Annotated in this window: 21 protein-coding genes; 8 read left to right on the forward strand and 13 right to left on the reverse strand. The window is 59.9% G+C overall.

All coding sequences use genetic code 11. The features are described 5' to 3' along the window. Positions 1 to 3 precede the first annotated feature (3 nt). On the reverse strand, positions 4 to 1,605 hold the full coding sequence (locus XX99_RS05035; RefSeq protein WP_050058293.1) for an acyl-CoA carboxylase subunit beta: 1,602 nt from the start codon (positions 1,603 to 1,605) through the stop codon (positions 4 to 6). 600 nt (positions 1,606 to 2,205) lie between these two features. Between XX99_RS05035 and XX99_RS05040 the strand changes: the two genes are divergently transcribed. The 4 genes from XX99_RS05040 to gluQRS are packed head-to-tail and all read left to right on the forward strand — an operon-like array spanning position 2,206 to position 5,058. Next, complete coding sequence (locus XX99_RS05040) at positions 2,206 to 3,513, forward strand: DNA polymerase Y family protein (RefSeq protein ID WP_050058294.1); 1,308 nt, start codon at positions 2,206 to 2,208, stop codon at positions 3,511 to 3,513. 49 nt (positions 3,514 to 3,562) lie between these two features. After that, on the forward strand, positions 3,563 to 3,814 hold the full coding sequence (locus XX99_RS28530; RefSeq protein ID WP_050058295.1) for a type II toxin-antitoxin system HicA family toxin: 252 nt from the start codon (positions 3,563 to 3,565) through the stop codon (positions 3,812 to 3,814). Continuing rightward, positions 3,811 to 4,149 carry a type II toxin-antitoxin system HicB family antitoxin gene (locus XX99_RS05050; protein ID WP_050058296.1) on the forward strand — a complete coding sequence of 113 codons (339 nt, stop codon included), beginning with the start codon at positions 3,811 to 3,813 and terminating at the stop codon, positions 4,147 to 4,149. Before XX99_RS28530 ends, XX99_RS05050 begins: the two co-directional genes overlap by 4 nt. 9 nt (positions 4,150 to 4,158) lie before the next feature. Next, the gene (gene gluQRS / locus XX99_RS05055; protein ID WP_050058297.1) at positions 4,159 to 5,058 is read left to right on the forward strand and encodes a tRNA glutamyl-Q(34) synthetase GluQRS; all 900 of its coding nucleotides are present in this window, start codon (positions 4,159 to 4,161) and stop codon (positions 5,056 to 5,058) included. Here the strand turns inward: gluQRS and XX99_RS05060 are convergent. Together XX99_RS05060 and XX99_RS05065 are read right to left on the reverse strand one after the other, a co-directional pair. Next, positions 5,052 to 5,579 (reverse strand): GNAT family N-acetyltransferase, encoded by a 528-nt coding sequence (locus tag XX99_RS05060; protein ID WP_050058298.1) that lies wholly within the window; start codon positions 5,577 to 5,579, stop codon positions 5,052 to 5,054. The two genes, gluQRS and XX99_RS05060, sit on opposite strands and share 7 nt — an antisense overlap. A gap of 13 nt (positions 5,580 to 5,592) precedes the next feature. Beyond that, entirely contained in the window at positions 5,593 to 6,348 is a 756-nt protein-coding gene (locus XX99_RS05065; protein ID WP_050058299.1) for a DUF899 domain-containing protein, read from the reverse strand. A 73-nt stretch (positions 6,349 to 6,421) separates the two neighbouring features. Here XX99_RS05065 and XX99_RS05070 point away from each other — a divergent pair, with 73 nt between their 5' ends. The 3 genes from XX99_RS05070 (at position 6,422) to ftsH (ending at position 10,966) form a co-directional block, all read left to right on the forward strand. Next, the gene (locus XX99_RS05070) at positions 6,422 to 6,880 is read left to right on the forward strand and encodes a MarR family winged helix-turn-helix transcriptional regulator (RefSeq protein ID WP_082125263.1); all 459 of its coding nucleotides are present in this window, start codon (positions 6,422 to 6,424) and stop codon (positions 6,878 to 6,880) included. Positions 6,881 to 7,246: 366 nt separating this feature from the next. After that, positions 7,247 to 8,644, forward strand: a complete 1,398-nt coding sequence (locus XX99_RS05075) for an acetyl ornithine aminotransferase family protein (RefSeq protein WP_050058300.1) — start codon at positions 7,247 to 7,249, stop codon at positions 8,642 to 8,644. A gap of 405 nt (positions 8,645 to 9,049) precedes the next feature. Further along, entirely contained in the window at positions 9,050 to 10,966 is a 1,917-nt protein-coding gene (gene ftsH, locus XX99_RS05080) for an ATP-dependent zinc metalloprotease FtsH (RefSeq protein WP_050058421.1), read from the forward strand. Positions 10,967 to 11,048: 82 nt separating this feature from the next. On the opposite strand, the gene XX99_RS05085 is transcribed toward ftsH, so the two are convergent. From XX99_RS05085 to XX99_RS05130, 10 genes are all read right to left on the reverse strand, one after another. Next, positions 11,049 to 12,173: a methyltransferase domain-containing protein gene (locus tag XX99_RS05085; protein ID WP_050058301.1), complete on the reverse strand. Its 1,125-nt coding sequence runs from the start codon at positions 12,171 to 12,173 to the stop codon at positions 11,049 to 11,051. Positions 12,174 to 12,509: 336 nt separating this feature from the next. Then, on the reverse strand, positions 12,510 to 13,457 hold the full coding sequence (locus tag XX99_RS05090) for an OmpA family protein (protein ID WP_231581156.1): 948 nt from the start codon (positions 13,455 to 13,457) through the stop codon (positions 12,510 to 12,512). A 267-nt stretch (positions 13,458 to 13,724) separates the two neighbouring features. Further along, entirely contained in the window at positions 13,725 to 16,676 is a 2,952-nt protein-coding gene (locus XX99_RS05095) for an FAD-binding and (Fe-S)-binding domain-containing protein (protein ID WP_050058302.1), read from the reverse strand. A 273-nt stretch (positions 16,677 to 16,949) separates the two neighbouring features. Further along, entirely contained in the window at positions 16,950 to 18,464 is a 1,515-nt protein-coding gene (mctP, locus tag XX99_RS05100) for a monocarboxylate uptake permease MctP (protein WP_050058303.1), read from the reverse strand. Positions 18,465 to 18,628: 164 nt separating this feature from the next. Then, a complete protein-coding gene (locus XX99_RS05105) occupies positions 18,629 to 19,180 on the reverse strand; it encodes a hypothetical protein (RefSeq protein ID WP_050058304.1) in 552 nt (183 codons plus the stop codon). A gap of 80 nt (positions 19,181 to 19,260) precedes the next feature. Beyond that, a complete protein-coding gene (locus XX99_RS05110) occupies positions 19,261 to 20,043 on the reverse strand; it encodes an enoyl-CoA hydratase-related protein (RefSeq protein WP_050058305.1) in 783 nt (260 codons plus the stop codon). A gap of 222 nt (positions 20,044 to 20,265) precedes the next feature. After that, a complete protein-coding gene (nusB, locus tag XX99_RS05115) occupies positions 20,266 to 20,694 on the reverse strand; it encodes a transcription antitermination factor NusB (protein WP_050058306.1) in 429 nt (142 codons plus the stop codon). Beyond that, positions 20,691 to 21,581, reverse strand: coding sequence for a 6,7-dimethyl-8-ribityllumazine synthase (gene ribH / locus XX99_RS28305; protein WP_082125265.1), 891 nt, complete (start codon positions 21,579 to 21,581; stop codon positions 20,691 to 20,693). The genes nusB and ribH overlap by 4 nt, the downstream gene beginning before the upstream one ends. 181 nt (positions 21,582 to 21,762) lie before the next feature. Beyond that, positions 21,763 to 22,053, reverse strand: a complete 291-nt coding sequence (locus XX99_RS05125; protein WP_050058307.1) for a BrnA antitoxin family protein — start codon at positions 22,051 to 22,053, stop codon at positions 21,763 to 21,765. Positions 22,054 to 22,066: 13 nt separating this feature from the next. Then, on the reverse strand, positions 22,067 to 22,282 hold the full coding sequence (locus tag XX99_RS05130; RefSeq protein ID WP_197081829.1) for a BrnT family toxin: 216 nt from the start codon (positions 22,280 to 22,282) through the stop codon (positions 22,067 to 22,069). A 462-nt stretch (positions 22,283 to 22,744) separates the two neighbouring features. Here XX99_RS05130 and XX99_RS05135 point away from each other — a divergent pair, with 462 nt between their 5' ends. After that, positions 22,745 to 23,236: an Hsp20/alpha crystallin family protein gene (locus XX99_RS05135; protein ID WP_050058308.1), complete on the forward strand. Its 492-nt coding sequence runs from the start codon at positions 22,745 to 22,747 to the stop codon at positions 23,234 to 23,236. Positions 23,237 to 23,267: the final 31 nt, after the last annotated feature.

Consider the following 23,267-nt stretch of genomic DNA (forward strand, 5'->3'; position numbering starts at 1 on the left):
ACATCACAGTGGTATATTGCCGTGCTTCTTCGGCGGATTCTTATCCCGCTTTCCGTCCAGCATTTCGAGCGCAGAGATGAGTCTCCGTCGTGTCTCGTGCGGCAGGATTACAGCGTCGACGTAGCCGCGCTCGGCTGCGATGTACGGATTGGCAAACTGCTCGCGGAATTCATGCACCTTCTCGGCTCGCGCGGCGGCCAGGATCTCCATCTTCTCGTCTTCGGTTAAAGGCCGCTCCTGCTCTGCCTGTTTCACCACCTGCTCCAGCTCGCGGCCGTAGACGATATTCACCGCGCCCTCCGGCCCCATCACCGCGATCTCCGCCGTAGGCCAGGCGAGATTCAGGTCGGTGCGAATGTGTTTCGAGCTCATCACGCAATAGGCTCCGCCATATGCCTTGCGCGTGATGACGGTGAGCTTGGGCACCGTGGCCTCGGCATAGGCATAGAGGAGCTTCGCCCCATGCCGGATAATCCCGCCGTACTCCTGCTGCGTTCCCGGCAGAAATCCCGGCACATCTTCGAGCGTGATCAGCGGGATATTGAAGGCGTCGCAGAAGCGTACGAAGCGCGCCCCCTTGACGCTGGCATCGATATCGAGCACGCCCGCCAGATAAGCAGGCTGATTGGCGATCACGCCCACCGGACGGCCGTTCATGCGCGCGAAGCCGATTACCAGGTTGCGTGCGAAGTGCTCGTGAACCTCGAAAAAATAGCCGTCGTCGACCAGCCGTTCGATGACCAGCTTGATGTCATAGGGCTGATGCGATTCCGCCGGCACCAGTGTGTCCAGCTCGCGGTCGGCGCGGTCGATAGGATCGGTGCACGCGCGCCGCGGCGGGTCTTCGAGATTGTTGGAGGGCAAAAAGCTCAGCAGCTCGCGGACCATGGCCACGCACTCCTGATCGTCATGCGCCATGAAGTGAGCCACGCCGGAGACTTCATTGTGCGTAGTCGCCCCGCCCAGCTTTTCCTTGGTCACCTCTTCATGGGTCACGGTGCGGATGACGTCCGGCCCGGTGACGAACATGTAGGAGGTCTTGTCGACCATGAGCGTGAAGTCGGTGATGGCCGGCGAATACACGGCTCCCCCGGCGCACGGGCCGAGGATCGCCGAGATCTGCGGAATGACGCCGCTGGCCAGAGTATTGCGGAGAAAGATATCGGCATAGCCGGCGAGCGAGACCACGCCCTCCTGAATCCGCGCGCCGCCGGAGTCGTTCAGTCCCACGATGGGAGCGCCGACGCGCATGGCCATGTCCATCAACTTGACGATCTTGGCCGCATTCGCCTCGGAGAGCGAGCCGCCGAAGACGGTGAAATCCTGCGCGAAGACGAAAACCACGCGACCCTCGACGCGCCCATACCCGGTCACGAAGCCGTCTCCGGGGATGCGCTTCTCCGCCATCCCGAAATCGGTGCAGCGATGGGTGACGAGCCGATCGGTTTCTTCGAAGGAGCCCTCGTCGAGCAGCAGCGAGATGCGCTCGCGTGCCGACAGCTTGCCTTCCGTGTGCTGACGTTCGCGGCGTTCCTGGCCGCCGCCTTCTTCCGCCAGACGGTCGCGACGAGCAAGCTCGGCTACCGCCTCATGTCTCTTTTCCATTGTGTCGGGATTATAGAAGACAGGCCGCGGCGCAATTTAGAGGATCAGACAAGGCGGAATTTCGGCGCCGCAAAGGTGTTGTAGAGATCAAATCAGGAAGGAAGTGGAAGGCTGGCAAGAGCGCAAAAATGCATATTTCAGATATTTCTTCGCAGACAGTGCGGACAGGAAAGCGTCAGTACACTTCGCGATGAAAGATCTCGTCCTTTTCCTTGCACGGAGAGCAGGCACACCCCACTGCGCATCCGATCAGGACCGCAACTCCGGCAGTCACAAGGATGGCGGGCAGGTATTCGCTTAGGTGCGACAGGAAAGCTAAAACGTCATGCATTTTGGTGAACCACATAAAAACAGCTCCGGTTACTAAGAATGCTGAACCCTTTAGAAGGTTTCCTGCATCGTCTGGGGGAACTGTGGCCCCATGATCTCACCTTTAATGGACGTTTGAGGAAGAATTTTGCTGCACGCTGGTAACCTCAGTTTCAAAAAAGTCCGGTTAAATTGGGCCATCCCCTGGAAATGCAGCCCAAACTGGCGACCGAACCCTGCTGACCGCGGTTATGAACTTGAAGTTCAGCGAATTAAAAGCGAAAATTGAGCGTGCCGGTCCCATCCAACGCGGCCCCCCACGTCTCTGAACCACGCATCCGCTGGCTCTTCCTCGACCTCAACTCTTACTTCGCTTCCGTCGAACAGGAGCTCCGCCCCGAGCTGCGCAACCGGCCCATTGCCGTCGTGCCGGTCATGGCGGATACCACCTGCGCCATTGCCGCCAGCTATGAGGCAAAGGCCTTCGGCGTCCGCACCGGAACCCAGGTGGGCGACGCCAAGCGGATGTGCCCCGGCATCGAGCTGATCGAGGCGCGGCACGAGGTCTATGTCGAATACCATCGCCGCATTATTGACGCCGTGGAGCGCTGCGTTCCTATCTCCGCGGTCATGTCTATCGATGAGATGGCGGCCAGCCTGCTAGGCCGTGAGCAGCCGCTGATGGCCGCTCTCGATTTAGCGAAACGCGTGAAGCAATCCATCCGGGAACATGCGGGAGCCACGCTGCGCTGCTCCATTGGCCTCGCGCCGAATCGATATCTCTCGAAGATCGCGTCGGACATGGAAAAGCCCGACGGCCTGGTCGCGCTGACGCCGGACATCCTCGAAGCCGCCCTGAGCGGCCTCTCCCTCCGCGACCTCCCCGGCGTCGGCGCGCGCATGGAGAAGCGGCTGCATGAGGCGGGCATACGCACCATGCCGCAACTTCTGGCCCTCAACCGCGAGCAGATGAACGACGCCTGGGGTGGAGTCAACGGCGAAAAACTGTGGCACTGGCTGCGTGGCGAGGACTTCAACGACCCAGCGCTGGAGCACCAGAAATCCATCAGCCAGAGCCACGTGCTTGCGCCGGAGCTGCGCACTCACGAGGGCTGCTACGCCGTCGCGCACAAGCTGCTGCACAAAGCCGCCATGCGGCTGCGGACGGCCCGGCTGTGGACGACCAATGTCTCCCTGAGCATCAAGTTCGCCGTTTCGAAAAGCGACGCGAAGCGGCTGCACAACTCAGGCATCCCGCAGGCCGGTTGGTCGCATGCAACCACGGTGATCGAATGCCAGGACAGCCAGACGCTGGTCGAGGCTCTGCAAAAGCTTTGGGCGCAGCGGCCGCAGGATGCGCAGCACCAGAAGCCGTTCTATGTGGGCGTGTGGCTAGGCAATCTGGTCCCCGATCACCTGCACACCCTCAACCTCTTCTCCGGACTGGAAACGGAGACGCGCCGCACCCGCCTCTCCACCACCATGGACGCACTGAACCACAAATACGGCCTCGATACGCTGATGCCCGCCAGCATGCTGCTGGCCCGCGCCGCCGCACCCACACGCATCGCCTTCACCAGCATTCCGGATTTGTTCTAACGTATTGCATGCAACTATATTTAGTTGCAATAATAGAGTCGGCCTTGAAATGACAAAACATCAGAAGCTGATCGACCGAGTCTTGACGAAGCCAACCGACTTTGAATGGACTGAGCTACAGGTGCTGATGCAAAGCTATGGATATGAGCTGAAGTTTTCCGGTGGGTCCGGCCGAAAATTCATTCATTCTGAAACAAACGCAACACTCTTCATGCATGAACCTCACCCCGGGAAAATTCTTAAGGCATATCAGGTGCGCGAAATCATTCGATTCTTAAAACAGGAGGGTCATCTCACATGAGCCAGACACTCGAATACAAAGGCTACAGCGGGTCTGTACTTTACAGCGCCGACGATAAAATTCTGCATGGCCGTGTGATTGGAATCCGCGACGCGATCACTTACGAAGGAACAAATGTGCGCGGGCTCGAAAAGAACTTCAGGGCCGCTGTGGACGAGTATCTTCAGTTCTGCGAACAGGAAAGCAAAGAGCCTGACCTGCCGTTTCGAGGGACATTCAATGTTCGCCTGGGTCACGAACTGCATAAACGAGCAGCCCTTTACGCGGAGGAACACGACCAGAAGTTGAACCGTGTTGTCCACGATGCCCTGGAACAATTTCTCTCCCGATCCTGATCTTGTTCCATGAAGGCCTCCGAGGATTTACTCACATTTTCCGGCCCGACGCCTTATCGCGGACGCCTCGCGCCCTCGCCGACCGGGCTCCCTCATCTCGGCCATGCCAGCACATTCTTGACCGCATACCGCCGCGCCCGCGAGGCAGACGGAGTTCTCATCCTGCGCAATGAAGATCTCGACACGCAGCGGTCACGGCCCGAGTTCGTAAACCCTATGTTCGAAGATCTGCGGTGGCTGGGCATCGCGTGGCAGGAAGGCCCCGATGTAGGCGGTGATTACGGTCCCTACAATCAGAGCCAGCGTCGCGATCACTATCTCGCGGCGTGGCGGACGCTACTTGACCGAGGATATCTCTATCCCTGCCGCTGCTCGCGCAAAGACCTAGCCGCGATGGCCAGCGCTCCGCACGAAAACGATGAGGACGATGAGCCGAAGTATCCGGGCACATGCCGTCCTCTTTTCGACGCGGATGTGAAGAATTCCTACGACTCGCCCGCCGGAATCAACTGGCGCTTTCGCGTTCCCGATGGACGCGCGGTTGAATTTCACGACCGGCATTTCGGGGCGCAGCAGTTTATCGCTGGCCGCGACTTTGGAGATTTCCTGGTATGGCGGCGCGACGGCATGCCGTCCTACCAGCTGGCCTGCGTGGTCGACGACGCAGCCATGCGCATCACCGAAGTGGTTCGCGGAGCGGACCTGCTCAAGTCCACCGCGCGGCAGATTCTTCTCCATGAGGTTCTCGGGATTGAGCCGCCGCTCTGGTATCACTGCCCGCTACTGAAAGATGAGCAAGGACAGCGCCTCGCCAAGCGGCACGACGCGCTTTCCATTCGGGCTATGCGCGAACAGGGTCGCAAACCGCAGGAGTTGGTCGAGATGCTGGAGAAGCGGCTTCGTCACTGAGAATCTGCTATGGTCTGACGGAGCGAGCGCCGGTAGCGAACCTCCTCGACCGTTATACCCCACATCATTTCCGTTTTGCGTGGGCCGTCGAGGCGCCATCCATCCAGGCGATAGAAGCGCTCGGCACGAACGTTTCCGTTCAAAATCCACAAGTATGCGTCGCGAAAGGCTAGTTCGAAAAGCCTGTCACGTCCGGCGGCGACCAGAGCAGCCCCGATTCCCCGGCCCCAATGTTCAGGATCGACATAGAGCGCGCACAACTCGCCATAGCCTTGAAGATCCGGCTCGCGCGAAGGCATGGTGGAGACGAAGCCGTAGACGGCGCCTTCACTCTCGGCAACGATGGTGTACGGCTTCGCAGGATCGGAGCCAGTGAAATCGTATGCCTGAGCCCGCTCTTCCGGGCGCAGTCCATCGAGGTAAGCGTCAGGTAACAGGCTTCGATAAGCCGCCTGCCAGGAACGAACATGCACGCGAGCGACCGCGTCGGCGTCTTCAGGCGTAGCGGGACGAAGCAGCATATCGGAGTTGCTCCTAGTGGGAACAGCAGTCGTGTTTCTTCGCGGCGTTCTCATACTCGTCGTGGCGGCGCACGAAGTCCATGGTCGTCGTCTCGTTGCGGCCCTTCGGCGCGCGGTCAAGAAGCATCAGCGTCCCGATCAGTTCCTCGCCCCCGCGGGCATAGCTCGAGTAGGTGTGGAAGACTTCACCGTTCGCGTCTCTATAGAAAGCGCTCGAGCCGGGCAGCTCGGTATACTCCGGCGTTGTGGAAGCCGGCAGCTTCTCGTAGTTGTAGATTGCGTTGCCGGCTGCGATCTCCTCTTTGTGGAACGAGACGTTGTAATCGAAGTTGAAGTCGCTGCCGAAGGACGATACCCAGGGAAAGCGCCAGCCCATGCGCTGCTTGTATTTCTCGATCTCCGCGAGCGGCGCACGCGACACCGCTGTCAGCGTCACGTCGTGATTTTCGAGATGCGGCAGTGCGCCATCGAAGTGGTCGGCGAGAAACGAGCACCCCGGGCATCCCGCCTCCCATCCCGGACCCAGCATGAAGTGGTACACCAGGAGTTGGCTGCGGCCATCGAAAAGTTCGGCGAGGGTCTTCTTGCCGCCCGGTGTTTCGAACAGGTATTCCTTATCGACCTTCACGCGCGGCAGATCCAGGCGTTCGGCGTTCACGGCATCCCGCAGGTGAGTGATTTCCTTTTCTCGTTGCAGCAGCGCCTTGCGCGCCTGGAGCCATTCTTCGCGCGACACGACCTTTGGGGATGCGATGGTTGCAGTGGACATGAAATCCTCCTGGTGAGCCGACTTTGGTTAATCGGCTTGGGTCAATCACTTGACAGGATACGTTGATATCAACATGATTGAACGTGTGTCAAGCGCCCCCAAAGTTCCGTACGCAACCACGCTCCTGGTTCGGGATTGCTGTCTCTGCCTGCATGTCCAGCGGGCGGCACGCACCCTGGCGCGTCGCTTTGACGAGGCCTTGCGCCCGTTTAACCTTACCAATGGGCAATTCTCTTTAATGATGTCGTTGAATCGGCCGCAGCCGGCAGGGATGGCTTCAGTCGCCGCGCTTCTGGCCGTCGACCGGACCACCCTGACCGCGGCCTTGAAGCCGCTCGAGCGCCGCGGCTTGATCAAAGTCATGGCCGACCCTGCCGATCGCCGCAGCCGTCTGCTGGCCCTTACAGACGAGGGAGCCGATCTGCTCGAACGTGCCGTTCCCACCTGGGAGAAGACCCATCAGGAAGTCGAGGCCGGCCTGCCTGACGGCGACCCCGACCGGCTCCGTAAGAACTTGATCGCGCTCTCCTAGCCGTTTTTCTCCTGTTGCCTCGGCGTGCTATCCTCTGGCACAAGTGAGCCATGCGCGTCCTCTCAGCCAATGCGACGGTATTATCCAGCCCAAACTGCTGGAACCTGGCATACGCGCGGACCATTGCTCCCCTCAGGCACCTTCGCGTTCTTCCTACTCGCACGCGACCTAGCCTCTTCGGCAGCGATTAGTCGGCGCTGCCCGCCGCTCGCTTTTTGCACGCTCAAAACGCAGGCAAAAGCCTCCGGTGACCGGAAGAAGACTCTCTCACAAGCCCGTCCCACAAGCCCTTTACCAGGGAAAGACTCAGGCCCCAGCCGCCGGATCAACCACCGGTGCCCCGTAACCGGGATCAAGGAGAGAACCATGAGCACCACCGCAAACGCCGTAACAACGATCAGAAATTCCGAACTCGGCGCGCAATATGGACCAAAACTGGTCACGCCGCTCCCCGGTCCCAACGCCGCTCGTATCGTCGCCGATGACGACCGCCTCATCTCGCCCAGCTACACCCGCTCCTATCCCATGGTGGCCAAGCGCGGCCGCGGGGTTCGCGTGGAGGATGTCGACGGCAACGAGTTTCTGGACTTTGCCGCCGGCATTGCCGTGACTTCGACCGGTCACTGCCATCCCGAGGTGGTCAAGGCCATCCAGGAGCAGGCTGCCGAGCTTATCCATATCTCCGGCACCGATTTTTACTATGAATCGCTGGTTACCCTCTCCGAGCGGCTTTCGGCCATCGCGCCCATGCCCGGACCGCACCGCTTCTACTACGGCAACTCCGGAGCCGAAGCCGTCGAGTGCGCGCTGAAGATTGCGCGTTATCACACCGGCCGCCAGAACGTCATTGCCTTCTTCGGAGCCTTTCACGGCCGCACCATGGGCGCGCTCTCGCTGACCGCGTCGAAGCCGCAGCAGCGCCGCCGCTTTGCGCCGCTGGTCCCGGGAGTCACCCACGTCCGCTATCCCTACGCCTATCGCGGCTGTAGCGGCGGACCGCAGGAAGAAGACGCCTTCGCCCTGGGCTGCGCGCGCTACATCGAAGAGAAGCTCTTCAAGACCACGCTCGCCCCCGAAGAGGTAGCTGCGATCTTCGTCGAGCCGATTCAGGGTGAGGGCGGCTACGTGGTCGCGCCCACCATCTTCATGCAGGAGCTGCGCCGCATCTGTGACAAGTACGGCATCCTGTTGGTGGCCGATGAAGTGCAGTCCGGAGCAGGCCGAACCGGCAAGTGGTGGGCCATCGAGCACACCGGCGTACAGCCCGACATTGTCTGCATGGCCAAAGGCATCGCTTCGGGCATGCCGCTGGGCGTTTGCATGACCCGCGCCGAGATCATGGATTGGAAGCCGGGCTCCCACGCCTCCACCTTTGGAGGCAATCCCGTCTCCATCGCCGCGGCTCTGGCCACAATGGACGTTCTCGACCGTGAGGGCATTGCCAATGCGGAAAAGATGGGCGAACAGATGCTGGAGCAGCTCCGCACCTGGCCGGCCAGGCACCCGATCGTCGGCGATGTCCGCGGACGCGGCCTGATGATCGGCATTGAGATCGTCAAAGACCAGCAGTCGCGCGATGTGGCCGGCCTCTGGCGGGACCGTATCGTCGAGCTGGCCTTCGAACGCGGCCTTCTGATCCTGGGCTGCGGCGAAACCTCGATCCGCCTCGCGCCTCCGCTGATTGTGAACCAGTACGAGGCCGCCATCGCGCTCGAAATCCTCGAAGAATGCATTTCCCTGGTGGAAACCGAGCAAGGGCGGTAAACAAAATCCGGGTCTCCTGTCGCAAATCGCTACAGGAGACCTGCAGCTCATCTGCTCTCCGGAGACCGACCCCGACAATAGCTTTGCTGAAATGAAAGCGGTTGCCGGCATTCTTTGACGACACATCCAGTAGTTTGGATCGGGAAATTTTGAGTCTATCCCCATTCGCTGTTTGCCATTTGGCCGATAGAAGCGAAGGAGTAGAATACTTGGCAAGCGACGAGAGTCATTGGGCCAGGCGGATTTGCCTCTTTTGTGGCATTCATATTTTGATACTTCCCGGTGGCCATCGACGTCTAATTCAGCAAAGCAGATGTGAAGCGGCGAGTCCGTTGAGGGACTTGCATTGAAACCTTCCTCCATCTTCTTTTCTGTCTGCGCTTGAGAGAAAAGAGGTTTTTCTTCGTGAATTCTACGGTCAAGACGATCATTTTCTGGGTCTTTATCTTTGCGTGCTTGGTGGTCCTCTGGCAGGTCTTTCAAAAGAGCACCGGACGGGGCACAGACACGGAAATCGCCTTCTCGGAATTTCTACAGGATGCGCAGCACGGCCAGGTTGCAGACCTGACCATGACCGGAAACGAAGTGCGCGGCAAGCTGCTGGGTGACAAGTCCAGCAACTTCCACACCACCGTGCCTGCAAACTACCCCCACCTGTTCGACATCCTCGACCAGAACAAGATCAAGGTCAGCATCCGCGACAACCAGGGCAATGCCTGGTGGAGCATCCTGATTCAGTTTTCCCCGGTCATCGTGATCGGCGCGTTGTGGTTCTTCATGATCCGGCAGATGCAGAGCGGCGGCAACAAGGCCCTCTCCTTCGGCAAGAGCCGCGCCCGTCTGCTCTCCATGCAGCAGAAGAAGATCACATTTAAGGATGTAGCCGGCGTCGATGAGGCCAAGGAAGAGCTCAAGGAGATTATCGAGTTCCTCCGCGAGGCGCAGAAGTTCCAGCGCCTGGGCGGACGCATCCCCAAGGGTGTGCTGCTCGTCGGACCTCCAGGAACCGGCAAGACCCTGCTGGCCCGCGCCGTTGCCGGCGAGGCCAACGTTCCGTTCTTCTCCATCTCCGGCTCGGACTTCGTCGAAATGTTCGTCGGCGTCGGCGCAAGCCGCGTCCGCGACCTCTTCGAGCAGGGCAAGAAGAACGCCCCCTGCATCATCTTCATCGATGAAATCGACGCAGTCGGCCGTCACCGCGGCGCAGGCCTCGGCGGCGGACACGATGAGCGCGAACAGACCCTTAACCAGCTGCTTGTCGAGATGGACGGCTTCGAGTCCAACGACGGCGTCATTCTCGTCGCCGCGACCAACCGCCCTGATGTCCTCGACCCCGCGCTGCTGCGCCCCGGCCGCTTCGACCGCCGCGTGATCGTCGGCCGTCCTGACGTTCGCGGCCGCGAAGAGGTTCTTCGCGTCCACGCCAAGAAGGTTCCGCTCTCCGAAGACGTCGATCTCCGCGTCATGGCGCGCGGCACACCGGGCTTCTCCGGCGCCGATCTCGCCAATATGGTGAACGAAGCCGCCCTTAGCGCCGCTCGCGCCAACCGCAAGTCGGTGTTCATGGTGGATTTCGAGCACGCCAAGGACAAGGTCCTGATGGGTGCGGAGCGCAAGTCGATGCTGTTGACCGACGAAGAGAAGCGGGTCACCGCCTATCACGAAGCCGGTCACGCCATCGTCGCTGCCATTCGCGACCACGCAGATCCGCTGCACAAGGTCACCATCATCCCTCGCGGCATGGCTCTGGGCGTTACCATGCAGCTTCCCGAAGACGATAAGCACACCGTCACCAAGGATTATCTTGAGACGCAGCTTGCCATCCTCATGGGCGGCCGCATCGCCGAAGAGATCTTCCTCAAGCAGATGACGACCGGCGCCGGCAACGACATCGAGCGTGCTACGGATCTGGCCCGCAAGATGGTCTGCGAGTACGGGATGAGCCGCCTCGGTCCGCTCACCTTCGGCAAGAAGGAAGAGCAGATCTTCCTGGGACGCGAGATCGCACAGCATCGCGACTTCTCCGAGGAAACGGCACGGCAGATCGATGCCGAAGTTCGCAGCCTGGTCGATGAAGCTTACCGCTCCGCGCACGACATTCTGAACAGCAATCAGGATGTTATGCACCGGATGTCGGCGGCCTTGCTGGAACGCGAGACGCTCGACGCCAACGACATTCGCCTGGTCATCGAAGGCAAGGAATTGCCTCCGGTGAAGCCCTCCGGCGGAGCAGGTGCGACCAGCGGCGACGTGCAGCAGGTTCTCAAGCCGGAACCAGGCCGTGGATCGAGCTTCCCCGAAGGCAGCCCGTCTCCCGCATAACGCTTCTCAGCTAAACTACAAACGGCTTGACGCTCCAGCGTCAGGCCGTTTGATTTTGCGGTCGATCATTAGTGAGCGAAGGTCATCGAGCAAAAGTCATGGTCTCGGACATCGCTCTCACCGTCTGCCAACTCACCGCCCGATGCCGAAGCGTCAATGGAGCCGATCCTTTCCGGCTCCGAATGGTGAGAGCCGTTGTGATGAACCGGGTAATGCCCAGCTTTCTACAAGCATCCTGCAGCTGCTCGTTCTCCTCGGAAAACGGGGTGGGGTCGGAGCGGCTTATCAGGAACGACGCAGGTGAGCGTTCGGCCATCACCAGGAGAGCCACGTCGAGCTCCTGCCCGTACGTGCCGAGCATCTCACGAACGCGAAGCTCCGCCGGAGCATCCACGCGATCGGAAAGCGCTAGGTAGCTGCAGAACTCGCCTCCGTCCGCCAGGTAACGCGGCATTTCGCGGATCAAGGCCGTCGATACGCGTTCTCCATCCACTCCGCCGTCGGCGAAGGTGAGCGATTCGACCAGCGCCGGAACGTAAGGAGGATGGGCGACGATGCGGTCGAAGGTGTGCGATTGAACCGGCTCGAACAGGTCGCCGCTGTAGAGAGTGACATTTTCAATCCCATTGAGCTTCTTGTTGAATTCCGCAAAGCGAATCGCCCGCTCATTGATGTCGACTCCGTAAACGGACTCAGCAAAATTCTTCGCCGCCGCAAGGCACACATATGCGGAGCCGCAGCACATCTCCAGAAAGCTCCTGCACGGAATCTCGGGAATGATGCGCCCGTACATCTGCGCGCTGAAATCCCAGGGACGATAAACGTGATCGCTTCGTAGGGGAATCTTCTTCGACGAAGATTTCCGTGGAAACAAATCCGCGCAGACCAGCAGTTTTTTGACTGGCTCGATACGCACCGTGGCTCGGCATGTCGCGCCTTCATCCTCGAGCCGCATCAGGTTCACTTCGCGAAGCCCAGAGAAGCACCGCTGCCCAAGGAATTGCTCTACGAGATCGAGCGGCAATGACTCCTGTCCCATGAAGAGGTGAACAAGAACATCCAGGCCGGTGATGGTCTCTGCTTTCCTCTTGGGGAAAGTGGGTAAGACAAAGGACCCTGCCGGATCGCTCTCAAAGACATATCGATCCCGTATGTTGCTTTCATTGAAGCCGAGGTCCGCGAAGGACGTGCGGATGTTCGCAAACATGTCGCTTCCTGAAAGACGGGGAGAACCATCTTCGAGTGCAGGGGAGGAAGTAGCTTCATCACTCGTCATAAGGCCATGCTATCAATGCCTTCGCCCTCTACGGGCCAAGACCGTCTCGCTTTTAAAGATGGAAGGCCGTGTCGATCTTTGCCCAAGCAAAATTGTAGAAGAAAGTTGGAGGCAAAAAAAACGGCCCCTCGGGGGAGGGGCCAATCTGCCTTGGTTCTCTCGTTGTGTGAGAGCTTGGTTGCGACCTATAACTAGGGATCTTCTTGTTATATTTCCTAGTTACTGTTGAATACCGGCTGGCTGCGACGCAACACCCTGAGGGGAGGGCTACTGCGCGGAAGACTGTTGCGTCGCTCCAATCGGAGAACTGCCGTTCGATGACGACGAGTTCAAGGCCGCTAAACTGTTTTGCATTAATGTCACGCGCACCACGCTTCCATGGGTTGCGCCTTCGGAATCGTCGACGGGAGCGTTTCCCATCGCAACTTGATGAATGCGGTAGACCGGAATCTGCTGTTCGGCGAGATAGCGGACGACTGCATCGGCCATGTGCTGCGAATTCTGGATACCGGCCTGTCCTCGAATGTGGGAGTAGCCCGCGACTTCGACGATGTATCCCTTCTGGCCCTGAACCTGGGTTGCAATTTGGCTGAGAGCATCCTTGGCCTTGGCATTCAAAGCTACCTGGCCGGGACGGAAGCGAATCTCGGTGTCGTTCACTTTCTGGTACTGGTCGAGATTCGAAACCGTAGAGTTGAGTTTGCTGGTGCGGTCGCTCGCCTGGGCAGCCAGTTGATTCGCCTGAGTCGCGGTGGTATTCGCGGCGACTGCGGTCTGGTTGGCCTGGTCGGCAGTGGACTGCGCCTGATGAATCCCCGACTGAGCGCGGGAATCTACATCCTTAATGTCGTTGGCATTCTTCGCCTGCAGCTGATCAAGCTCGTTCAGCCGGTCTTTTACCGGATCGAGCTGCCTGTTCACCCACTTCTTGCGGGCAAACGGATTCACCTTGCCCCAGAAACCCTCATTCGATTTCGTCTGGAGCGGCTGTCCTGTGGCATACGTGCTGTTGTCCGCGGGGTTCGGCTGTCCGTTCGTGGCTGCGGGTTGGCTCGAGGCCGTTCCCGTCTGAACTTGTGCGGTGCTGCCCGATGCCGTATTGGAAGATTGCGCGAACGCCGGGAACCCAAGGCTGGCTGCGACGAGCAGAGCCGAAATAGCCGTAGGTTTAGAAAGATTCGTCATTTTTTTTTGGTCGATCTTCTTATCGCTCATTTGTCTGCTTTCCTTGGCATGATCTGGAAGAACACACTTCGGAGGCTGCGCAGCATCCCGTCTGGCGTAAGTAATAGCACTTGCCATGCCAAAGTCGTTCCAGTCGCTTAAATAATCTCTAAGCAATTGAAAACGCGCAGCTTTCTAAAGTTTTGGCCGGGGGATCTTGCCGGGAGTGTATCTCGCCTCATCCCCCGCCGCCCAGTGACAAAGCAGTTTCGTCCCAGCGCTAGGAAAAATTTGCGCTGTGGGAAATGTGCCTTAAATTCAATTACTTCCGGGCGCGTCCAGCACTTCGGCAAAATGCACTGCTCGACGCACAGAATTCTGTGCAATCTGTTCCCGGCAGCTGAAACCATCGCTGATCAGGATGGTCTCCTCCGAAGCGGAGCGGACCGCCGGCAGCAGAACTCGCTCGGCCAGAGCCTGCGATACTGCGAATTTTTCTTTCTCGAAGCCGAAGGGGCCGGCCATCCCGCAGCAGCCGCTGTCCAGCAGGTTTACCTCGGCCCCGGTCCGGCGGAGCAGCTCGACCTCTGAAGACATTTTCATCAAAGATTTCTGGTGGCAGTGGCCGTGCATCAGGATGCTGCGCCCGGAAAGATCCGGCGGTCGATAATCCGGCGCATGGCGGACCAGGAAATCGCTAAGCAGGAAGCTCTGCTCGCGCAGCCGCTGCGCGCGCTGGTCGGTGGGGAAGAAGCTGCGCAGCTCGTCGCGAAAAACGCTGGCGCAGGAGGGTTCGAGGAAGACGATGGGCAGGCCGGCATCGATCTCCGTCGCCAGCGTGCTCATGACGCGCTCCAGGTAAACGCGGGCCTCGGTCAGAAAACCGAAGTCGTAAAGCGGCCGGCCGCAGCAGAGATGTCCTTTAGGCACACGCACATCGAAACCGGCAGTTTGCAGAACACGATCGGCAGCACCGAGCGTCTGCGGATGGTAGTAGTTGTTCCAGGTATCCGGCCAAAGCAGCACAGCCTTGTCTTTCTGCACCCTGAGTCCTGAGCCCTGCACCCTGCTCCGTTGAAAGCTGCGCGGCGCAAAATTGGGCAGGGTCCGCTGCGGCGCGATGCCGAGAACAGCCTTGACCGCATGGCTGACGCCGGGTATCCGCAAGGGCAGATTCGCCAGGTGCGGCGTGATGCCTGGAGCCACAGACGCGATCGCCGCGAGCCGATCCATGAACCCAAAGGCGTAATCGCGAAGAGGCCGCCGATGCTGCTGGTAGTAGTGAGCCAGAAACTCGGCCTTGTAAGTCGCGACGTCGACGTTCACCGGGCATTCGGTCTTGCAGGCTTTGCAGGAGAGGCAGAGGTCGAGCGCCTCGCGCACCGGCTCGCTCTGCCAGTCGCCGGGCAGAATATCGCCTTCCAGCATCTCCCAGAGCAGGTGGGCGCGGCCGCGAGTGGAGTGCTTCTCCTCCTGCGTGACCATGTAGCTCGGGCACATCGTTCCCGGCCCCTGCTTGCGGCATGCGCCTACCCCAACGCAGCGCAGAGTAGCCTCGGAAAGCGAGCCTCCGTCGTCGGGGAATTGGAAGAAGGTTTCGCGCGCATTGGATTCGCTGGCTCGTTCCTCATGCGGACCAACCCGCAGGTTGTCGGTCGGCTCGTAGATCGCGACCGGATCGATGAGCTTTCCCGGGTTCATCTTGTTTCCCGGATCCCACAGCGTCTTGAACTCGCGGAAAGCCTGCATCAGCTCCGGCCCGAACATCTTCGGCAGCAGCGCCGCGCGGGCCTGGCCGTCGCCATGTTCTCCGGAGATAGAGCCACCATGCGCGATGACGATATCCGCCGCGCGGTCGATGAACTCGCGGTATTTGGCGACTCCCGCAGAGCTTTCGAAATCGAAGTTGATGCGCAGATGCACGCAGCCCTGCCCAAAGTGGCCGTACATGGGGCTGCGGTAGCCATACTCGCCCATGAGCGCGAAGAGCTGGCGCAGGTACGAGCCCAGCTTCTCCGGCGGAACCGCCGAGTCCTCCCAACCCTCCCAGCCATGCGGCTCGCCGGGAACGAAGACCGTCGCGCCCAGAGCCGATTCGCGAACAAACCAGATGCGCGCCGCATCTGCTGGCGAGTAAAGACGCACCGCTGGCCTCGCCGGCAGCTTCGCAACTTCAGTGAGAAAATCTTCAGCCTGCGCATCGACCTCGGCCTCGCTCGACGCTCCGAACTCCACCAGCAGCAGACCATTGCCGGGCGGAAGCAGCTTCACATCGTCAACCGCCAGCCCCTTGCGCAGCATGAACCCGGTGAGAACCGTATCGATGCCCTCGAGTCCAATGGGATGAAAGCCCAGCACGAACGGAACGTGATCGGCCGCGATAAATGCGTCTTCGAATCCGACGACAACCAGTCTGCGGCAAGGTGGACTGTGCTTGAGGTCAAGCGTGGCGCCGAGAATCGTCACGCAGGTGCCTTCGCTGCCGACCAGCGAGCGCGCGATGTGGAAGCCATTCTCGGGCAGCAGCTCGTCGAGGTTGTAGCCGGAGACGCGGCGCGGGATATTCGGGAAGCGCTCCCGCACCAGCTTCGCGTAGGTCTTGCGGATACGGTCGAGGCCTCGGTAAATCTGTGCGGGGCGTCCTCCGGCGGCAATGACGCGCTGGAATTCTTCTTCGCTGGTTGCGCCCACCGTCATGCGGGTTCCGTCGTAGAGCAGCACGTCGAGTGAGTGGATGTTGTCGACCGTCTTGCCGCCCATCAGCGCATGCGTGCCGCAGGAGTTGTTGCCGATCATGCCGCCCAGTGTGCAGCGCGAATGCGTTGCCGGATCGGGCGCGAAGGTCAGGTGGTGCAGCTCCGCAGCCTCGCGCACACGGTCGAGCACGATGCCCGGCTCAACTTTGGCAAGGCGCGTCCCGGCATCGAGCGTGAGGATGGAGCGCATGTACTTCGAGAAGTCCAGCACCACGGCCACGTTGCAACACTGGCCGGCCAGGCTGGTGCCTCCGCCGCGCGAGAGCACCGGAGCACCCAGCTCACGGCAGGCGGCAACGGTTGCTTCCACATCGGCAACGTCGCTCGGCAAGACCACGCCGATGGGAACCTGCCGATAATTCGACGCGTCGGTCGCATAGAGCGCGCGCGAGCCGGCATCGAAGCGAACTTCGCCTCGGACAGCCGACTGCAGCCGTATCTCCAGCTCGCGTGCAGCGGAGAAAGACTCGTGAGGATGACGCGCATTGTCGAGGATAGGGAACGGCGAACTCATGCGTCCCTAGACTACGGGAATTCACCCCGGCGAGCACCGTGTGTCGTTTCGACGGACCAAACGGAGTGGAAGGATCGACGGTTTTTTCGTATCCCGAAGCGAATCCCCGGGTGCCCCACATCTCGCGTTTGAGATGTGGGATACCACGCCAGCTTAAGGACAAACCATTCATCCGCCGGGTGCCCCACGTCTCGCTTTTGAGATGTGGGATTCACCCAATGCAGGGAAAAATCGTTCCATCCGCAGAGAAATATCCGACAACGCCGAGAGCGTTCAAACTTCCAGAGGCAGATAATCCCCAGGCTGCGTCTGATCGGGCAGATGAGCAGTCCCCATCGCATTCAACAGCAGCGTGACTGCGACCGCGACGACAAGGTTCACAAGCAGCGCCGGGATAGCGGCGTACACCGCATAGACATGCGTCCCGAACTGGAAGGGATAGACGGAGCTCTTGAGATCGCGTGCCAGCGCAAGACTCGTGCCGGTGGCCATGCCTGCGGCCCATCCCCAGAACAGCCCGCGCGCATGAAACCAGCGCGTGAAGAGACCGAGAACGATCGCGGGAAAGAGCTGCGCGATCCAGATGCCGCCGAGCAACTGCAATTCGATCGCATACTGCGTCTTGACGAAGAGCACGAAGGCCAGCGCGCCGAACTTCAGGAAGAGCGACACCAGCTTGGCATTCGCCGATTCCTGGTGCGGCGTCATCGGCGTGCGGCGCAGCTCGCCATAGAGATTGCGAGTGAAGAGATTCGACGCGGCGATGGACATGATGGCCGCGGGCACCAGCGCGCCTATTCCTATTGCCGCCAGGCAGAAGCCCGCGAACCATTCCGGGAACATCTTCACGAAGAGCAGCGGCACGGCGCTCGAGGTATCGGCGGTGTGGATGCCGGCGGCGATCGCCATGTAGCCAAGCAGCGCGATCAAAGCCAGTAGCACGTTATAGGCAGGCATCAACGCGGCATTGCGCTTGATGATGCGTCCGCTGCCCGCGCTCAGCACGCCGGTCGCGGTGTGCGGATAGAGCACGAGAGCAATCGCCGATCCCAGCGCCAGCGTCGAATAGCTCAGATATTGCGACGGCTTGAGGATGACCGACGCGGCAGGCTTATGCGTGGCCAGCGAAGCTCCTGCAGTCGCGAAGATGTGTCCATAACCGCCGAGCTTCGCCGGCAGAATGACAACCGCGGCCAGCACCATGATGTAGAGCATGGTGTCCTTGACGATGGCGATGGCCGCCGGTGCGCGCAATCCGCTGGTGTAGGTATAGGCGGCAAGAATCATAAACGCCGCCACCAGAGGCCATTCACCGTTGATGCCCAGCGCCGCGATCACCTCGCGCATGCCCACCAGCTGCAGCGCGATGTAAGGCATGGTGGCCAGAATCCCGGTGAGCGCCAGCGCTATCGAGAGAGCGCGGCTGCCGTGCCGTCCTTTGGCGAAGTCGGCCAAAGTTATGTAACCGTGACGGTGACATACATTCCACAGCCTGGGCAGAACCACCATCATGTAGGGATAAAGGAGGATGCAGTAAGGGATGGCGAAGAAGCCTGGAGCTCCGGTTCCGTAGAGCGCGGCGGGAACCGCGATCACGGTATAGGCAGTATAGAAATCGCCGCCGATAAGAAACCAGGTAATCAGTGTCCCGAACTTACGGCCGGCGAGACCCCACTCCTCAAGGCTGTTCAGGTCGGCGCGCCTCCACCGCCCGGCGAAAAAGCCGGCGAGGGTCACCAGGAAAAAGCAGAAGCAGAAGACGGCGATTGCGACGGCGTGCGGAACCATGGTCTCAGATGCGCTTCATCTTAACAGCGGACTGGGCGTCCAGGCGGACTGGCCGTCCAGGCATACGCGCCTTCGGCGCCGGTCTCGGATGCTCGCACGCATCCGTTATTCGCTCCGCTCCCTTTGGTCGCTGGACTTTTCTGGAGGAAGAACGAATCTGAAAACTAGCGTAGCGATCCCGGCGCGGGCCATTCGTACACGACGACACCCAGGTCGTTCAAAACCTGAATGGTGTTTTCGACATTGCGCCGGACCTGGATGCGGTCGGGGCGCGACGCAATCGGATCTTCTTCGAGCGCAATCACCCGTCCGTATGGCCAGGAATCTTCAGGCAGCGCAGCCAGCGCCTCGGGCAGCTCGGAAAGCCTCAACACTAACTCGCGCTTGCGCGCATCGGCAGGGTGCATCATGCTGCCGGGCGCAATCTGGCTCTGCGGACCTTCGGGGTACATCATGCGCAGGGTGACGGTCTTCTTTCCGACGATCAGGAAGGGATTACCCCAGCTTTCGCGCGTGTGAATCGCCATATAGCGGCTCTTAGCAGGTGGCGGAATCTGGTCGAGCTGCTGGCGGTCGGTGTCCTGCTCCTTCATCGCAGCTTTTTTCTCTTGCGGAGTCGGCTGCGGAGGAGCGCTCTGACTCTGATTCCCGCGCGAACAGCCGCCGAGCATAAGAGCAAGAGCAGTCGTGATGGCAAGTGGTAAGGATCGATTCATGGTGCAGAAGCGCGGAGCCGGAGCGGGCTAGCTCAGAATATCAAGCCCGCGGCCCACGCCGGGCTAATTTGTTTGATTTCTCACTTGCCTTTCCAGATCGGTGCGCGTTTTTCAAGAAAGGCCTTCGTTCCTTCCGCCTTGTCTTCGGTCGCACAGCACAGGCCGAAGAGCGCAGCCTCGTGCCTCAGCGCTTCGTCGAGCGGCAGATCATATCCGGAATGTACGGCGGCAAGGCACTGACGAATCGCAATCGGCGCCATCGAAGCAATCGTAGAAGCCAGAGAGCGCGCCCGCGGCAGCAGCTCGGCGGCAGGCACGACTTCGTCGACCAGGCCGATGCGCAGAGCCTCGGCCGCCGCAATCATTTCGCCGGTCAGCAGCAGCTTGAGAGCTGCGCCTTTGCCCACCAGCCGGGGCAGGCGCTGGCTGCCGCCGTATCCGGGGATCAGTCCCAGCTTCACCTCGGGTTGCCCGATGCGCGCAGTCTCGCTCGCAATGCGCATGGTCGCCGAGAGCGCCAGCTCACAGCCGCCGCCCAGAGCGAATCCGTTGATGGCCGCGATGACCGGCTTACCGAGGCTTTCCAGTTTCAAGAAGACGCGCTGTCCGCTAAGCGCAAGCTGCTGGCCTTCGACCGCCGAGACCTGCGCCAGTTCCTGGATATCGGCACCCGCCGCGAAGGCCTTCTCGCCTGCACCAGTGAGAAGGACCGCCCGAATGGAATTGTCCGCGGCGAGTTCATCGAGCGCCAAGTCCAGTTCGGAGAATAGAGCGCGATTCAGCGCGTTGAGAACCTTGGGGCGATTCAGCGTAACCTGGGCAACCGCTTCCGCGCGTTCGACGAGGATATTTTCGTAAGCCATAACCGGCTGAGTTTAGCAGGGACTGGCCGTCCAGGCATCCGCGCTTTGCGCCATGCTAGCCGCTAGTCTCCTGAGTCACTGATTTCTTGCATAAAATTTGTCATCCCGACCGGAGCGAAGCGCAGTGGAGGGACCTGCAGTTCCTCAAGCTCCCTGCCGTTACAGCGCTGGTAAATATACGGCGCACTTCTGACTTGTTAGGCCAGAGATGGACTGTGCAGCTCAGGCCTTTGCGTTCAGTCTTTCCTTGGCAATCGCGTCCAGCACCCCGTTGAGAAAGTTGATAGACTCTGGCGCGGAGTAGCGGCGGGCAATCTCCAGCGCCTCATTGATGACGATCGGCGGAGGCGTACCAGGAAATCCGATCAGCTCGGCAATTGCCATCCGCAGCACATTGCGGTCGACTGCGGCCATGCGGCTCAGCTTCCAGTTCTGGGAGTGGCGCTCGATGATGCCATCGATCTCTCCGTCGCGCGCCATGGCCACGCGAAAAATGTCCTCGGCGAAGCCACGGGCATCGTCCTCGACCTCTTCCCGCGCCTGCCAGAAGGTCTTGCGTACTTCATCGGGATTTTGCTTGCCCACATCGGCTTGAAAAAGCATCTGCATGGCGAGTTCGCGGGACTTGCGCCGCTTTCCGGTCAGGCTCATGAGCTGCTTTCGACTTTCTGCGCAGCGTTGGCGGCAACCTTGCGATGCAGAGAGACCATCTCAATGGCCGCGGATGCCGCCTCGAAGCCCTTGTTCCCAGCCTTCAGGCCGGCCCGGTCCAGCGCCTGCTCCAGCGTCTCCGTGGTGAGCACGCCAAAGGTATGCGGAATGCCGGTATCCTGTTGCGACTGGCCGATGCCGCGGGCTACTTCGTTGTAAATGGCTTCGTAATGAGCGGTCTCGCCGCGAATCAGGCAGCCCAGCGTGATAACCGCATCAACCAGCTTGGTTTCGGCCACTCCACGGGCGGCGGAGGGAATCTCCCACGCTCCGGGAACGCGCAGAATATTGACCTGATCCTTGCGAACGCCGCTGCGGTAAAGGCAATCCAGCGCCCCTTGCAGCAGGCGGTCGGTGATAACCGAATTCCAGCGGGCGACGATGATGGCGAACTTCATGCCTTGAGCCGTCAGATCGCCTTCAAGCGCGACCGGCTTGCCGGCCAGCGGATCGGCCCACTCCCAGAAGGCAAACGAAGTGCCGGGAATCGGTTCCGCGGTGAAGACGCGCGACTTCCAGCTGGTTTCTATGGTCTCCGAGATGCGCTTCGGAGCCTCGGCGGCGCTCAGGTGCTTGGCCAGCCAGACTTCCACCACCTGGCGCACGGCGTCCAGGCTGGTTACCTCGATAAAAGTATCGGCGGCGGCGCGCGACGTGCCGTCTACAAACTCAAGATTGCCGAGCGGCGCGAGAAAAGGACGGCCCCGGCTTGCTTCGAAATCCCAACTCTTTCCATCCTCAAATCCCAGCACAGAAAAGAAGCTCACCAGGGTGTCATAGACGGCCGGTGTGCTGGTCTGGCGGACAAGGGTGATGCCTTTAATCATGTCTTGAGGGTATCAGGTGTACGGCGGGAAAACGGCTGCGACAGAAATCCGGAATTCCGGATTTCCCGTGAACTGTCGACCGCATCGGTGGATATGGAAAAGATGGCGGCCTGTAGCCGCTTTGGACGCTTAAGCGCCGCCTACCTTCCGCGCAGCTTCGGCGGCGACGACCGCCCATCGGTTAGCTCCGAGATGGGTTGTGCTTTTGCGCCTCGACATAGGCCCGGAGAACGGCGTTCATACGTGTCAGATGACCCTTCCCAGCGGCTTTGAACCAGTCCACTACATCGTTGTCCAGGCGCAGATGCACGGAGGTTTTCCCGGCCGGCATGACGACGCGGGCGCTGCTCCAGAAATCCGTTCCTAGGGATTCAGCTTCGGGGGCCTCGGGGCTGGTCTGATCTTCGCCCCGTTCGCGCATAGCTTTGATCTGGCTAAGGGAGTGTCGCGCGATGGTAGATGTCTCGTTCATCTCTGCTCGCTTTCTAGGCGCTAATGATGCGAATGAGCCTGTCGCCACGCCAGGTGTACGCCACGCGGAAGACTTCCGTGTTCGCTCTGCCGAGAGCGATCCAGCGAACCTCGCCATAGTCCTCCCGGTCGTCGATTCGTTCCAGGATCTCATTGGCGAAGATCTCAGCACTGTCAGAAACGACACACGGTGTTTCGTGATGTTGGCTCTGGCCTTCTCTTCGTCCCACTCGAATTCCAGTTCCACGCCGCGCTCTCGCTACAGCAGTGATACACAAATGTGTACACGGCGCGGTCGCCCTGATTTCCTGAGTTCGCAGGCTTAATCGACTGCAGGATATGAATGAACAACAAGATAAAACTACAAGTAACTGCGTGAGAGCGTAAGTGTTGAATCAATCTAATTTAGATGTGACAAGTGATAGTGTTTTCACTCCAGGGGCGATAGCGGATCGTTTCAACGGCAAATCCTGGAATGCTGGTCAAGGGAAAATGCCGTTTGCAGCTCCGATCGGCTGCGGCAAGCGGTTGTATTCAAGACGCTTATGGGGCGACAAATTGAGCCGGCGAGATATTGATAGTAACGCACTCACATTTCATGCATCCTTCATGCTATAGTTGCTATCTAAGGAAACAGAGCGGGTGGTTCCACGCGCTCAAAACTTTTCCACTAAGCAAATCTGGAGGTTTGTATGGCTATTCATCGTTTTGATCCTTTTCGTGACGCTCTGACGCTGCAAAACCGGTTGAACTCGCTTTTCCAGGACTACAACCGCGGTCAGAACGAGAGTGACTTGGTGTCTACGGCGGCCTTCGTTCCCCCGGTCGACATCTATGAGGACCAGCACAAGATCGTGCTCAAACTCGAAGTTCCCGGGCTCAAGCAGGAAGACTTCGACATCCAGCTCGAGAACAACACCCTTACCGTTCGCGGCGAGCGCAAGTTCGAGAAAGAAGAGAAGGAAGAGAACTTCCACCGCATCGAGCGTCGTTACGGAAGCTTCTTCCGCTCCTTCACGGTGCCCACCACGGTTAATCATGAAGGCGTGAAAGCAGGCTATGATGCTGGCGTACTGCGCATCGAGCTCGAAAAGCGCGCCGAGGCGAAGCCGAAGCAGATCAAAGTGCAGGTAGGCAGTGCCGCGGCCGTTTCGAAGACGGTGGAGAATAAGCCTGCGGCGTAAGGAAAACGGAAGTTAGCTGAGAAGCGGGTGG

It is taken from the genome of Silvibacterium bohemicum (assembly GCF_001006305.1).
GTDB classification, from domain to species: Bacteria; Acidobacteriota; Terriglobia; order Terriglobales; family Acidobacteriaceae; genus Silvibacterium; species Silvibacterium bohemicum.